The following is a 14,184-nucleotide window of genomic DNA, read 5'->3' on the forward strand; positions in this document are numbered from 1 at the left end:
CTTTTTAACCTCTCTGTGTTAATTTAAAGAAGAAAAGTTATATAATTTTATTAAAAAAAGTCTTCCTAAGATAAGGAAGACTTTTCACGTATAAATAAATCCTTTAAGATTATAATTCAACTATATAACTTCCTTATTGACCTCTCTGGATCAAATTTAAAGGTTATTTTATTCAGCCTCTCTGGACTGCTTTTATTGTGCTTATAATATCATATTAAAATATTTATGTCAATAATGTTTTTAATAATTATTTTTATATTTTCAGTTAAAAATAAAACTTACAAACATATTTTGAGAATTGCTATATTCCTATAAGAATTTATAATAATTTAAATTCTAAAATCATTATAGATATTCCCTTCATACTATTTGTAAGTCTTATTATTAAGGTTTTATACAGCACATTAAATATTATATTAGTGCCAATTGTTCATGATGGCGTCCCAGGTCATTTTACCAGACTTTGCCAAAGTCACAGTTCCGTAGACTGAGTTAGGAATTCCACTTGACATCACCGTACAAGCAAAGTTTCCTTTTTGAGTATGAATTAAGGCCGTATCATTCTCAACTCCCTTTTTGTCTCCTGTTTTGCTTGATATATCAAACTTAAGGTTGTCTGGTATATATAAAGCTAGTTTGTTTTTAATCTGTTGTCTTGTAAGTATATCTATAAGCATTTGAGAGTTTTCTTTACTTAAGAAAGAACCCTCACTAAGTTTTTTCCAGGCTAAAGTTAAATCATAAGCTGTTGTATAATTTTCTACATCTGATTTGAAATTTCTTTCATCGGCAGTTTTTCTATTAAGCTCAGTATTTTTCATACCTAATTCTTTAATAGTTTCATTTATTTTATTCATACCAACTAAATCAATTATTTTATTTGCTGCTGTATTATCACTTTGGATTAGCATTGCTACCATAAGTTCAAATACAGTATAATCTCTCTCTCCAAATTCATGTATTATACCAGTTCCATAGACCTTATCTGAACTTTCTATTTTAACTTTATCCAAAAAGTCTATTTTGCCTTCCTCTACTTCTTTTATAAGAGCTATAGCTATAGGTAATTTCATACAACCTGCTGAAATCATTTTAACGTTTTCATTGTAACCATAAGTATAACCACTCTTTAAATCCTCAAAGAAAAAGCTATACGAACCAATTCTGCTCTCTAAATATTTTTGAACTTCTTTCATAAATACCCACCAGCTTTCTTTTAATGTTGCTTTTATTGTTGCCTTGTTTAAAGTGTACCATATTTTCAGAAAATTTTGAAGTATTAATTGTAAATTTTTTCTTGTTAACGTTTAATTTTTTTTGATTTTAATATACATATTTATCCTTATAATTTACTAAATTATAAGTGAAATTTTACTAAATAGAAAAGAAAACACTCATCAAATTTTAATTTGATGAGTGTTTTTATATTATTAATCAGCAAAACTAATTCCTATACTTTTAGCGGTGTTTACTAATTCACCTTCTGGATTTACATTTTTAGTATGTCCAATTACATTTTCTAAACTTTCATAGGATACTTTATTTCCTTTTAATGCAACCATGTTTCCAAATAAATTGCTATTTATAAGTTCAACAGCTTTAACTCCATATTTAGTTGAAAGTATTCTATCATAAGTAGAGGTGTTTCCCCCTCTTTGTATATGTCCAAGCACAGTGCTTCTTATTTCATGATTCTTTATTAATCCTTCTAAGTCAATGGCTAATTTGTTAGCTATTCCCCCTAGTCTTACTGGGTCTGGACTATCATCAACTATTTTAGAAACAACTACTTCTCCATCTTTAGGTTTTGCTCCTTCTGCAACTACAATAATTGTAAACTGTTTTCCGGCTTCTTCTCTTTCTTTTACTTTTTCAACTATTTTGTTTATATCGTAAGGTATTTCAGGTAATAATATTACATCAGCAGAACCAGCTATTCCTGATTCTAAAGCAATCCAACCAGCATTTCTTCCCATAACTTCTAAAAGCATTATTCTATGATGTGACTCAGCTGTAGTATGAAGTCTATCTAAAGCTTCTGTAGCTATTTCTGTGGCAGTATTAAATCCAAAGGTTACATCTGTGGCTAATAAATCGTTATCTATTGTTTTAGGAACACCTATTACATTTACACCTTTTCTTGAGAAATCTCTTGCAGAGGTTAAGGTTCCATCTCCTCCAATAACAACTAAAGCATCTACCCCTTCTTTTTTTAAGTTTTCTACACCAACATCAGAAACATCTTTTTTAACTATTTTGCCATTTTCATCTTCAACTTGATAATCAAATAGGTTGTCCTTATTTGAACTATGAAGTATTGTTCCTCCTCTATGAAGTATTCCAGAAACAGAATCAAGATCTAATTTTACAAAGTCATTATTATAAAGACCTCTATATCCAAATTTATAACCTATAACTTCATATCCATATTTTAAGATTGCAGTTCTGGTTACAGATCTTATTACTGCATTTAATCCAGGGCAATCTCCTCCCCCTGTTAGTATAGCTATTTTCTTAATTGGTTGCATCATATAAAATCCTCCTCCTAAACAATTTTACACCATAGTCTGTAAGTTTTTTACAATTACCTTCTAAGTAAATGATATCATAGAAAGCTTTGTATTTAAAGTAAAATTATTTTAAAAATTAAGAAAATTAAAATTTGTTTACAATAATATTAGTAAAACTATTAGTTTGTTTAATAAAAAAAAGACAAGGAGTTTAATCCTTGTCTTTTTTTATTAACTAATTACTTTAGTAAATATTAAAATAGCTAATACTATACCAGCAAATACTCTATATATAGCAAAAATTCTCATAGGTTTTTTCTTTAAGTAATTTATAAACTTGTCTATAACAACTAATGAAACTATAAATGCAACTATAAATCCTAAGATTAATGCTATTAAATAAGTTCCATCCATTTGAGAATAATCAAATTTAAATAATTTTAATCCTGATGCTCCAACCATAACTGGTATACCTAAGAAGAATGTAAATTCTGTAGCAACAGTTGTACTTAATCCAGAAATCCATCCTCCCATGATTGTTGATGCACTTCTTGACATTCCAGGCCATAAAGATAAACATTGGAAGCATCCAACTAATAATGATTGTCCATATGTCATTTTATCAATATCTTTTACAATTTTACTTCTTTTGGCTCTTTTTCTAAAGTTATTTTCTATAACTATAAGTAGTATACCACCTACTATAAATCCTACAGCTACAGTTTTAGTTGAAAATAAATATTTATTAATCTCATCATCAAATAAAAATCCTAGAATAGCAGCTGGTATAGTGGCTATAATTACATTTATACCAAATCTAAAACCAGTTTTTGATTCCGCAAGTCTTTTTTCATATTTTCTTTTATCACTTGATGTTTTTGAACCGATAAATGAAAATATGTAACTTAAGAACTCAACTACTGAGCTACTTATCTTTCTCCAATATAATACTACAACTGCTAGTATTGCACCTAATTGAATAACAACTTCATACATTTCAGGGAATCCACCTGATTGTGTATTAAAGTGAATAAGGTCACCAACTAGAATCATGTGTCCTGTTGAGGAAACAGGAACAAACTCTGTAAGACCTTCAACAACTGCGATTATTAAGGCCTTAAGTATGAATAAAAAATCAATTCCCATAACTACACTCGCTTTCTAATAATTAAGTTTTACTTTTTTATTATAATTTCATTAGTTAAATTTGTCCACTTTTACACAAATATAAATAAAAGAGTATATATAAAACTAATTTTAATAACAATTATTATAAATTATTATTACTTCAAGATTTTCTCTAAAAGTAATTCATAATTTATTATTTTAAATTAGTTTTCATATACTCTTTCTTTAAATTATACAATTAAATTTATTTTTGCTTTTAAACTTAGTTCTGTTTTTATTAATAAATATTATTAAGCTTTTACAACTGAAAGTATTTCTTCTTCAACCGCACCTTCTTTTGGAACATAACTCTTTAATAATGACATATTTCCTTTTAAAGAATATTTTCCTAAGGATGCTGGTATGAATATACTATCACCTTTTTTAATTGCTAATTCGCCTTCCTCTGAAGCTATGATTCCTTCTCCTTCAACACATGTAAATATGAAGAATCTTTCTTTATCGCTTTCCTCTTCACATACTCCATGTATATCATATTTTTCTAATGAGAAATATTCACATAGTGAAAGATAAGTTTTATCATATTGATCATATGAAACTTTTAATCCCTTAGCTTTTTCTCCTTTTAATGAGAAATCTATACAATCTAAAGCTTTTTCAACATGGATTTCTCTTCCTCTATTATAGTCATATACTCTATAAGTTGTATCACTATTTTGTTGGATTTCAGCTATTATAACACCTTCACATATAGCATGAACTAGTCCACTTCTTACAAAGAAAGTATCACCTTTTTTAACTTCTACTCTATTTAAATACTGATCAAATTCACCAGTTTCTATAGCTTTAACAAATTGTTCTCTAGTACAATCTTTTGTTCCTACTATTAAATTAGCTCCTTCAAAAGCTTCAACAACATACCAAATTTCAGTTTTTCCAAGTTCTCCTTCAACTCTCATACCATATTCATCATTTGGATGAACTTGAACTGATAATTTATCCTTAGCATTTATTAATTTTACAAGTAGAGGAAATTTCTCTTTTGATATTTCAGTTCCTACTAAGTCACTTCCTAATTTATCTATTAATTCATCTAATCTTAAACCTTTATATTCACCATTTTCAACTATACTCATTCCATTTGGATGACAAGCAACATCCCAAGTTTCTCCTATCATTCCTTCTGGCATATTGTCTCTGAAAAGTTCAAAATCTCTTCCACCCCAAACTTTATCATAGTATAAGTTTTCAAATCTTATTGGATACATTTAGTATTCCCCCTAGTCTAGTTTTTTTATAGTCATTTGTATAATTAATTCTATTTAATTATAACCTTCCTATATATAATACAATATTTCTACATATATTGCATTGTAAAATTTCTAGTAAGTATAGAATAAATACATTTAATTATTTAATAATAAAAAATTCCTTCTTATTATTAATAAATTACTATATTGGTAAATTAAATACTTTGTGCTATACTATAATAGTTTAAGAAGATTGACTAAAAAGTAATTGTAAGGTGGTGTTTAAAATAGCTATTAAATCTTATCTAAGCATAATCTTATCTAAAATGACACAATTTATTTCAAAGAAAGTTTTTAAAGGTGGAACTAACTTTCCAGGTAAAGTAGCTTTAAAAATCGATAGAAACATTTTAAAAGTAGTTTCTAAAAATTATAAAGTTATTTTAGTTACTGGAACTAATGGAAAGACTACTACTACTTCAATGATATATAATGTCCTTAAAGGTAATGGATTAGATGTTATAACTAATGCTACTGGAGCAAATCTTTATCCAGGAATAGTTAGTACATTCGTAGCTAATTACAAATTCTCTTCAAATAAAGAAAGATATGCAGTAATTGAAGTTGATGAAGCTAACTTAAAATTCATAACAGAGTACATAACTCCAGAAATAATAACTGTAACAAATCTTTTCAGAGACCAGTTAGATAGATATGGAGAGGTTTATACTACTCTAAGTAAAATATTAGAAGGAGTTGTTAAAGTACCAAGTACCACTCTTCTTTTAAATGGAGATGAATCTTTATTAGGAAGACTTGATGTTAAAAATCCTAAAGTTTATTATGGATTCGAAGTTTCTCCAAATAATAATAAGAATATAGAAATTAATGCTGATGCTAAGTTCTGTAAGTTCTGTAAAGAGCCTTATTCTTATAACTTTATAACATATAATCATCTTGGAAGTTTCTACTGTCCTAACTGTGGATTCAAAAGAGAAGATTTAAAATATAAGGTAGAAGAAATAGTAGAACTTACCCCTGAAAGTTCTAAGGTTGTTATAAACGGTAGTTTATTTACAATAACTCAACCTGGTACTTATAACATATACAATGCATTATGTGCTTATTCTGTTGCAAAAGAATTACATATTAATGATGAAATTATTCAAAAATCATTCTCTAATCAAAGTTCATCCTTTGGAAGACAGGAAACAATAAAAATTGGAGATAAGGAAGCTAGAATTATCTTGGTTAAAAATCCAGCTGGATATAATCAAGCCTTAGATACTCTTCTTCTAAATTCAGAAAGCTTTGCTGCAGCATTCTTATTAAATGATAATTATGCAGATGGTAAGGATGTTTCTTGGATCTGGGATGTTGATTTTGAAAAATTAAATTCAATGGACTTAAATGAAATATTTATCTCTGGAATGAGAGCTTATGATATGGCTGTAAGATTGAAAATTGCTAATCTACCAGTTGAAAAGTTTTTAATAAAAGAAGATTTTGATGGCTTAACAGAGGCAATCAAAAATTCTAAGGAAAACAAGGTTTATATCCTTGCAACTTATACTGCTATGATTAACTATAGAAAATACTTACATTCCAAAGGTTATATTGATAAGCTTTGGTAGTTAAAGGAGAGATTCATATGGAATTAAATATATGTCACTTATATCCTGATCTACTTAATGTTTATGGAGATGTAGGAAATATTTTAATATTAAAGCATAGAGCAAAATTGCGTGGAATCAAAGTAAATGTAATAAATGTTTCTATGGGTGATAAATTTGATAAAGATAATTACGATATAGTATTCTTTGGTGGTGGTCAAGACTTTGAGCAATCAATAGTATCTGATGACTTAATAAACCTAAAAAAAGATGTTCTAAAAGAATATGTTGAAGAAGGAAAAGTTCTTTTAGCTATCTGTGGTGGATATCAACTTTTAGGTAATTATTATACTGCCCCTACTGGAGAAAAAATAGATGGCTTAGGAATTTTAGATATATATACTGAAGGTGGAGACACTAGATTCATAGGTAACACAGTTATACATAACGAAGAATTTGATGAAACTTATGTTGGTTTTGAGAATCACTCTGGTAGAACATTTATTGGAGATTTAAAACCTCTTGGAAAATGCATTCATGGTTATGGAAATAATGGTGAAAGTGGTTATGAAGGATGTATTTATAAAAATACTTTCTGTACATACTTCCATGGATCACTTTTATCTAAGAATCCAGAGCTTGCAGATAGAATTTTAACATTGGCTCTTAGTAATAAATATGATGATGTTTCATTATCACCTTTAGATGATACCTTTGAAATTAAAGCTAAGAATGTCATGATAGATAGATTAAATAATGAAAATAAATAATTTTTTTTAAAACAGAGATTTTTCTCTGTTTTTTCTATTTTTATTTTTAATTTGATTTATTTTTTCTTTTTTATTTTAATAATCATTTACGAGTATATTATTTAAGATAATATTTTGTATATAAACTATAATATTTAATTTTTAAAAGGAATTGTAAGGAACTAGTTAATTTTATTTCCACTTATTATTTCTATTAAATATACACAAGCTATAATTGAAAAAATTTTAAAGGTGGTGTTATTATGAGAAATAATGCAAAAGATAATTTTAGACTTGCTATTAATGAACTTTGTTCTTGCCAAAATCACTTAAACAATGCATATATGAACTTAACTGAAGAAGAAAATAGAACAGAAGTACATGCTGCTTTAAAATCTGTTGCTAGTGCTATAGAACATGCCCAAAATAATTACAACAACTATGGAGATTAATTTTAAGGAGTGTTAGTTATGGGAGACTCAAATAAAAATATAAAAAGAGAACTTAATTTTGCAGTGAAAAATGCTCTTCACGCTCAAGAATATATAAATTTAGCTTTAAATACAGTTGAAAAGAATGAAAATAAACAACTTATTCAAAATACATTAAATAATATAAATAGATCTATAGATATGACAAAAACTTCATTCTATGGATTTAAAGAATAAAATAAATTTAAAATTATATGAATAAAAATAGAATATTAAAATAAAGTGAGACTAAAAAACTCACTTTATTTTAACTAAATATTTTCTTTCAAAAAACTTTGGGTTATAAGACATTTTAGATTTTCTTAATCCTAACACACCTAAATCCTCTTCTCTATTAACATATTTTAAATCTGAAAAAGAATTTTTTAATAGTGCATTATTTATAAAAGCATATGCTCCTTTGAATTCTCTTAGGCACTTCTCCACATGGACTATATACATGCTATCATTAAATCTCTCCCCTATGGAAATTCCTATTAATTTATTGTCCACATAAAGTTTTATTAAATCTAGGTCTAATTCACCTAAATAATTTATTAAGTTCCTTGTTCCATCTATTTCAGCTAAAAACTCATCATCAATTTCTTTATTTTCTAAAGACCATTCATCTAAAAATTCTAAGCATTCTTTCTTTTCTTTATTATCTAAAAAACTTTTAAAGAATGCTGTTTTATAATTATAGTTTTTAATAAACTGATAATATTTATTTCTTTTTTTTCTAAATTTTCTTCCTGATAAATTTCTTAAATCATCAAAGTTATATACATAATCAAAGTTATTTATTTCATCCTCAAAAATTAAATTCTCCTTATATATAGCTTCTAACCTATTAAGAAAATTTATGTTTACATCTCCAAATAACCATTTACTCTTTTCTTTTTTTCTTATGGATTCTAAATAGTCAATAATATTTATTAAAGAATTATCATCTATATCCCCTAAAGGTTCCATGAAAAAAACTCCATTTTTATTATCATATTTTTTAATAATAAAAATATTATTTACTATATCGTATTCTATTTCATTGAACTCTTTCCACATAAAAAGAGTAGCAAAAGAATATTCGCAGCTTAGAAATTTGTTTTTATCTATATATTTGTAGTAAAGAGATTTCTCTTTTAAAGTAATTTTTTTAAACATAATTCCTCTTAAAATTTTTAGCTTATTAAATATAATATGAAAAATACCTCAAAGTTGTATATTTTTTCAATATTATATATTATAATTAAAAGAGGTTAATATAAAATCTACTAAACATAAAACTTTTTTACTATATAATTAAAACTATTTGAATAAAGCAAATTATGTAAAATCTACACATTTTATTTATATTTATTTGTTAAATTATACTTACATATTTTTATAATATTAATTAATAATAGTTGAGGTAATAAAGGTGAGAAGTAAGAGAATAAAAAAATTAAATTCAAAAAAGATAGCACTACAAATTTCACTAGTACTTATAGCTTTATTCTTAATTTTAATTTCTGTAGTTTTATTTAAAACTTATTCTAGTAAAGATGTTACTTATGAAGGAATTTATGTTGAAAACATTAATATGTCAAACCTAAGTGAGAAAGATCTAAAGGAAAAATTAAATGAGCACTACTCTAATTTATTAAATAATTTTAAAATAACTTTTAATTATAAGGACAATTTTAATGAAACTTTTTCAGCAAAAGATTTAGGTTTTTTCTTTGATATTAACAATTTATCTAACGAGATTCTTTCCTTTGGAAAAAATAGTAATATATTTTCCAATACAATAGAAAGATTGAATTTAAAATCTAATCCAAAACATTTTCAGTTTAAACCTGAATCAAACTCAGAGATTTTAAGTGAAAAACTTTCTGAAATAAGTAATAAAATTGATAAAGAAAAGGTTGAACCAACTATTTCTTTTTCAAATGATTCTATATCAGCAACTAAAGAAAAAATTGGGTACAAGCTTGATTTAGAAAAGCTTACTTCTGAAATAATTAATGATTTAAATAATAGTCATGATAGTCTAAATTGCACTATTGATATACCTGTGGAAGAAATAAAACCTAAATTAACCCAGGAAACTGTTGATAACATGGTTATTTTAGGCTCTTATACTACTAAACTTCCTAGTTTAACAGGAGGTCGTACTAAAAACATTAGCAATTATTTAAGTAAGCTTAATGGTACCGTATTAATGCCAGGAGATATTTTTTCTGCTGATAAGGAAGGAGAAGATAGAACCGAAAGAAACGGTTATACTTATGCCCCTGGTTATATTGGAAACAAAGTAGTAGATATATTAGCCGGTGGAATATGTCAAGGAGTTACAACTCTTTATAATTCAGTATTATATGCGGATTTAAAAATAGTTGAAAGAGCTCCTCACAGCCTTCCAGTAACTTATGCTCCTATAGGTAGAGATGCTACTATGGCAAGTGGAGTTATTGACTTTAAGTTTCAAAATAATATGAATAATCCAGTTATTGTTCAAACTTATATAACTTCTTCTGGACAAGTTAAATCTAACATTTGGGGTATAAAAGAAGACCCAGGAAAAGAAATAGTTATATCTGTAGATCAACATGGGCCTAAATCATCAACAACTTATAAGGAAACTTATGAAAATGGAGTATTAGTAAAAAAAGAAGTGTTATCAAAAGACAAATATAATTAAAATAAAGGAAGCCAGTTAATTGGCTTCCTTTATTTTAATTTATCTTCTTTTCTTAATTTTTGAAGTAATTCATTGTATCTCTTATGTTTCATATTAGGGAATGCTTTTAAAAGTCTTCTTTGAAGAATATTATTTTTTCTTAGAGATTTAGCTCTATTTAACATTTCTTCTTTTAAATTAGCCTCACGTTTAAATTTACTCATAGTAAGTTCTAACTCTCTCTCAGTCTTATCTATAAAGGAAATTCCAAATTCCTCAAACTCCTTAGATAAATCTTGAAGATTGTGTAGTTTTGAATTTAATTTAAGCATAGCTTGTACTGTTACTACAAAATCAACAGCAATTATAGCTGCTAAAATTATTGTTACAATAAACACTATCTTTTCTGGAAATTTACTAACAAAATCAACTATAATAGGATTTATAAACTCAACTAATACAACTGACAATATACCAAACAGTGTGGAATTAAGTAAGCACACTCTTCCATGAATATTAAACTTATGTTTTGAATAATCCCACCACTTCGTATGGAATACTACCTCTAATAAAAAAGAAGTAATATACTCTAAAACTGATGTAATTATTATTCCTAATATAAATACTAATATTACGTTACTTTTATAAACATCTAAAAATGTTAAAACAAAAAAAGCTCCAAAGCCGTATACAGGGCATAGTGGCCCATTTAAAAAGCCTCTATTTGTAAACTTGTGATCTATTATATAACAATATATAACTTCACAGCACCATCCTAAAAAGCTATATATTATTATATACAAAATATTATATATAATGTTTTCCATAACTATAAAAAGAGAATTCCTCTCTTTTTAACTCACTTCCTTTCATAGTTTACTGATTATTTAGTATATTCTCTGCTTCAGGAGAAGCTATTTCCATGCCATATATGCCTAAGTCATTTACTGCTGTAATATTTACTACTACTTTTCCCTCGGATCCTTTTTGAAAATAGCCTGCTAATATTTCTTTATGAGAATCTCCTAAAATATCTGTATAATACATAACTAAAGAACCATTTCCCTCTGCTTTTACCTTTACTTCCTCTGAACCACCTGCTTTTATACTTGGTACACTAATATTTTTACTATTATTGCTATAACTTATTTGTAAACCACTTATTTCTTTATTAGTCTTATTATTAATAATGACTTTATATGTAGATTGGTTACTAAAAAAATAAAATCCTACTCCTATTAATACTATCAATATAACACCTAAAATAATTAATGTTTTTTTCTTCATATGCTACACTCTCCATTTTATTATTGTTAAAATAATTATACTACATAAATTCTATAAGAATCCATATTAAGAAAATATAAGAAAAACAACATCTTAAAAAGATGTTGTTTTAAATTATTTATTTTTCATTTTCTTTTCATAATTATGATAAAGTATAAAAGCAATTATAGAAAAAACTATTGGACCAGTTATTTGGAATGCCATAGCTGTATAATCCTTATCCTGAATAACAGGCTTTATTATTGTAAATAAATTTGCAAATCCAATTGTAAATGTTACTATTATTGACCAAATTAATGATGATTTATATGACTTATACATAACAAATGGTTTTTCTATATGTTTTTTCTTTTTAAATGCTGGGAAAGCTCCAGATAAGAACATATATGGTATTGTCATGGCCACATTACCCATTAATATTAAATAACTAAAGAATTTATTTGCAGATTCTCCACCAAAAGAAGCTACTAATATAAATATAACAACAACTATACATTGAATCCACATTGCATTAACTGGCATGTTATTTTCATTTAATACTGTCCATTTTTTTGGCCAAATTTCTTTAGGTGTTCCTTCTATTAATTGTTTAATAGGTGCATAGCTTAATGTAAAGAAAGCTCCCATTAAGGCTAACATCATTGAAAGACCTATGTATCTTGCAAACCAAGCTCCTAATTGAAGTGAAGCATTAGTACTCATACCAAAAGCTTGACCTAATTTTACACCTAAGTTCTGAATTACTATATATGCTACATTAGCTAGGTTAACATTATCCCCTGATAATACTTCTTGCCAATTTGTAAATAATCCAACACAAAGTATTCCAACAGCATATCCAACAGCTATTATTATAGATGCAATCATTAATCCTTTTGGGAAGTTCTTTTTAGCATCTTTAGTTTCATCAACTAATCCACTGACAGCTTCTAGTCCACCATAAGCAAAAACTGCAAAAACTAAAAATCCTAATACACCTATTGGTGATTGGTAAGATGGATTTTGTGCATGAACAAAGGCAGCACCATTTATTACCTGGGCAGGTTTAAATCCATTGCTTACAAAAACAATAATTGCTCCTAAAATAAGTACTATGTTTGATAATGCAACAACAGTTCCTCCAATTGAAGTAACCTTTGTTATACTCTTTAATCCTTTAGATGCTGCATAAGTTATAACTATTATAAGTATTGATCCTAATACAGCCATTGTCTGTGGAACACTTAATCCAAGTAAAGACCATGTTCCTGTAGTGTCCTTTCCATATATAACATTTGAGAAAGGAATCCATATTGATGATGAGTTACTAACTAACCATATTAAATTTGATGAATACCACATGAATGTAACTATGAAGGCATATTTAGGTCCTACAGATTTAGCCATCCATGAGTATATTCCCCCTCTTTCCTTTCTAAATGCTGCTCCATATTCTGCCATCATAAAAGCATATGGAATTGAGAAAGCTAATGCTGATATTATGTACCATGGAATAGCACTATATCCCATTAAATAAAAGGCCTTTGGCATGTTAGCAAAACCATATACTGATGTGAAAATCATTAATATAAGCGCTGTTAAAGACAATTTACTTTTATGTTCTGAGCTCATATTTTTCCTCCTTGGTTAAATTATTAAGTTATAATATTTTTATGCATATAATATACCATCTTATCATAAAATTTAAATATTTTAAATATTTTTTGAACTATATAATAATAATTTATTAATATTTAGTTAATATTTTATTATTATTATAATATCATCAGAAAATCAAAAGTTTTTTTATTAATTAAATTACTCTGTATATTATGATAAAATAATTCAAAATAAAAGTTTTAATATGTTAATATAATAAAATATATTATATTACTCCAAAATATGTTATATTATTATTATAAATATTTTTTGTGGGGTGATATTTTGGCAGCAGGAAAAACACATGACAAAATTACGGTTATTATGACCCCTTTTATAGCTTCTTTCTTTTTATTTATAAATATGATCTTCTTAGAAGACTTAGGAAGTAGCCTCGCCTTTACAATATTAGGCGTATCTATATATATGTTTGGTGGATATATGTTTTCCGGAGATTTAGATATTAAAAGTAGAGAATTTAGAAGATGGGGTTATTTAAAGTTTATTTGGATTCCATACCAAAAACTATTTGAACATAGAAGTGTTTTTACACACGGATTTATATTAGGACCTATAATAAGAATACTTTATGTATCTATTATTCCTATAACAATTTCTTCATTGTTATATTCTTTTTCCATAATTAATATATCTACACCAGAAATGTTAAAGTTAGTTTTTAGTTTTATATTAAAGAATAAAGTTTTATTTGGTAATATGGCTTTAGCCTTATTTTTAGGTTCTGGTCTTCATACCATAACTGATATGATATATAGTTATTTTAAAAAGAAATTCTCTTATAAAAAGAGAAAAGCAAGTAAGAAATATAGTAGAAGCAAAAGACCTGCAAGAAGGGTTGCATGATAAAAAAGGCTTAGCT

At 26.6% G+C, this 14,184-nt stretch carries 14 protein-coding genes; 6 read left to right on the top strand and 8 right to left on the bottom strand.

From position 1 onward, the window contains the following. Window positions 1-416 precede the first annotated feature (416 nt). The 4 genes from ACYUCG_RS03985 to manA all read right to left on the bottom strand — a co-directional run bounded on the left by ACYUCG_RS03985 (window position 417) and on the right by manA (window position 4,906). The gene (locus ACYUCG_RS03985) at window positions 417-1,196 is read right to left on the bottom strand and encodes a serine hydrolase (RefSeq protein ID WP_060795756.1); all 780 of its coding nucleotides are present in this window, start codon (window positions 1,194-1,196) and stop codon (window positions 417-419) included. Window positions 1,197-1,430: 234 nt separating this feature from the next. Then, on the bottom strand, window positions 1,431-2,531 hold the full coding sequence (locus tag ACYUCG_RS03990; protein ID WP_060795754.1) for a 6-phosphofructokinase: 1,101 nt from the start codon (window positions 2,529-2,531) through the stop codon (window positions 1,431-1,433). A 210-nt stretch (window positions 2,532-2,741) separates the two neighbouring features. Beyond that, the gene (locus ACYUCG_RS03995; protein ID WP_060795752.1) at window positions 2,742-3,656 is read right to left on the bottom strand and encodes an undecaprenyl-diphosphate phosphatase; all 915 of its coding nucleotides are present in this window, start codon (window positions 3,654-3,656) and stop codon (window positions 2,742-2,744) included. Between the two features lie 272 nt (window positions 3,657-3,928). Beyond that, complete coding sequence (manA, locus tag ACYUCG_RS04000) at window positions 3,929-4,906, bottom strand: mannose-6-phosphate isomerase, class I (protein ID WP_060795750.1); 978 nt, start codon at window positions 4,904-4,906, stop codon at window positions 3,929-3,931. A gap of 260 nt (window positions 4,907-5,166) precedes the next feature. Between manA and ACYUCG_RS04005 the strand changes: the two genes are divergently transcribed. From ACYUCG_RS04005 to ACYUCG_RS04020, 4 genes are all read left to right on the top strand, one after another. Next, window positions 5,167-6,522: a Mur ligase family protein gene (locus tag ACYUCG_RS04005; protein ID WP_283681449.1), complete on the top strand. Its 1,356-nt coding sequence runs from the start codon at window positions 5,167-5,169 to the stop codon at window positions 6,520-6,522. A gap of 17 nt (window positions 6,523-6,539) precedes the next feature. After that, window positions 6,540-7,271, top strand: a complete 732-nt coding sequence (locus ACYUCG_RS04010; RefSeq protein WP_061427949.1) for a type 1 glutamine amidotransferase — start codon at window positions 6,540-6,542, stop codon at window positions 7,269-7,271. Between the two features lie 242 nt (window positions 7,272-7,513). After that, the gene (locus ACYUCG_RS04015; RefSeq protein WP_283681426.1) at window positions 7,514-7,702 is read left to right on the top strand and encodes a hypothetical protein; all 189 of its coding nucleotides are present in this window, start codon (window positions 7,514-7,516) and stop codon (window positions 7,700-7,702) included. An 18-nt stretch (window positions 7,703-7,720) separates the two neighbouring features. Further along, window positions 7,721-7,918, top strand: a complete 198-nt coding sequence (locus ACYUCG_RS04020; RefSeq protein WP_283681427.1) for a hypothetical protein — start codon at window positions 7,721-7,723, stop codon at window positions 7,916-7,918. A 60-nt stretch (window positions 7,919-7,978) separates the two neighbouring features. Here the strand turns inward: ACYUCG_RS04020 and ACYUCG_RS04025 are convergent, their stop codons facing one another. After that, window positions 7,979-8,881, bottom strand: coding sequence for a DUF2156 domain-containing protein (locus tag ACYUCG_RS04025; protein ID WP_283681429.1), 903 nt, complete (start codon window positions 8,879-8,881; stop codon window positions 7,979-7,981). A gap of 256 nt (window positions 8,882-9,137) precedes the next feature. Between ACYUCG_RS04025 and ACYUCG_RS04030 the strand changes: the two genes are divergently transcribed. Beyond that, window positions 9,138-10,400 carry a VanW family protein gene (locus ACYUCG_RS04030; RefSeq protein WP_460268168.1) on the top strand — a complete coding sequence of 421 codons (1,263 nt, stop codon included), beginning with the start codon at window positions 9,138-9,140 and terminating at the stop codon, window positions 10,398-10,400. A gap of 29 nt (window positions 10,401-10,429) precedes the next feature. Here the strand turns inward: ACYUCG_RS04030 and ACYUCG_RS04035 are convergent, their stop codons facing one another. The 3 genes from ACYUCG_RS04035 to yjeM form a co-directional block, all read right to left on the bottom strand. After that, a complete protein-coding gene (locus tag ACYUCG_RS04035) occupies window positions 10,430-11,206 on the bottom strand; it encodes a putative ABC transporter permease (protein ID WP_139933334.1) in 777 nt (258 codons plus the stop codon). Window positions 11,207-11,255: 49 nt separating this feature from the next. Continuing rightward, complete coding sequence (locus ACYUCG_RS04040) at window positions 11,256-11,666, bottom strand: hypothetical protein (RefSeq protein ID WP_003453591.1); 411 nt, start codon at window positions 11,664-11,666, stop codon at window positions 11,256-11,258. Between the two features lie 114 nt (window positions 11,667-11,780). After that, entirely contained in the window at window positions 11,781-13,277 is a 1,497-nt protein-coding gene (yjeM, locus tag ACYUCG_RS04045; RefSeq protein ID WP_139933335.1) for a glutamate/gamma-aminobutyrate family transporter YjeM, read from the bottom strand. A 312-nt stretch (window positions 13,278-13,589) separates the two neighbouring features. On the opposite strand from yjeM, the gene ACYUCG_RS04050 reads away from it, so the two are divergent. Further along, the gene (locus ACYUCG_RS04050; protein ID WP_139933336.1) at window positions 13,590-14,168 is read left to right on the top strand and encodes a metal-binding protein; all 579 of its coding nucleotides are present in this window, start codon (window positions 13,590-13,592) and stop codon (window positions 14,166-14,168) included. The last annotated feature ends 16 nt before the right edge of the window (window positions 14,169-14,184 follow it).

The sequence above is a fragment of the Clostridium sp. CTA-17 genome, from assembly GCF_054767895.1.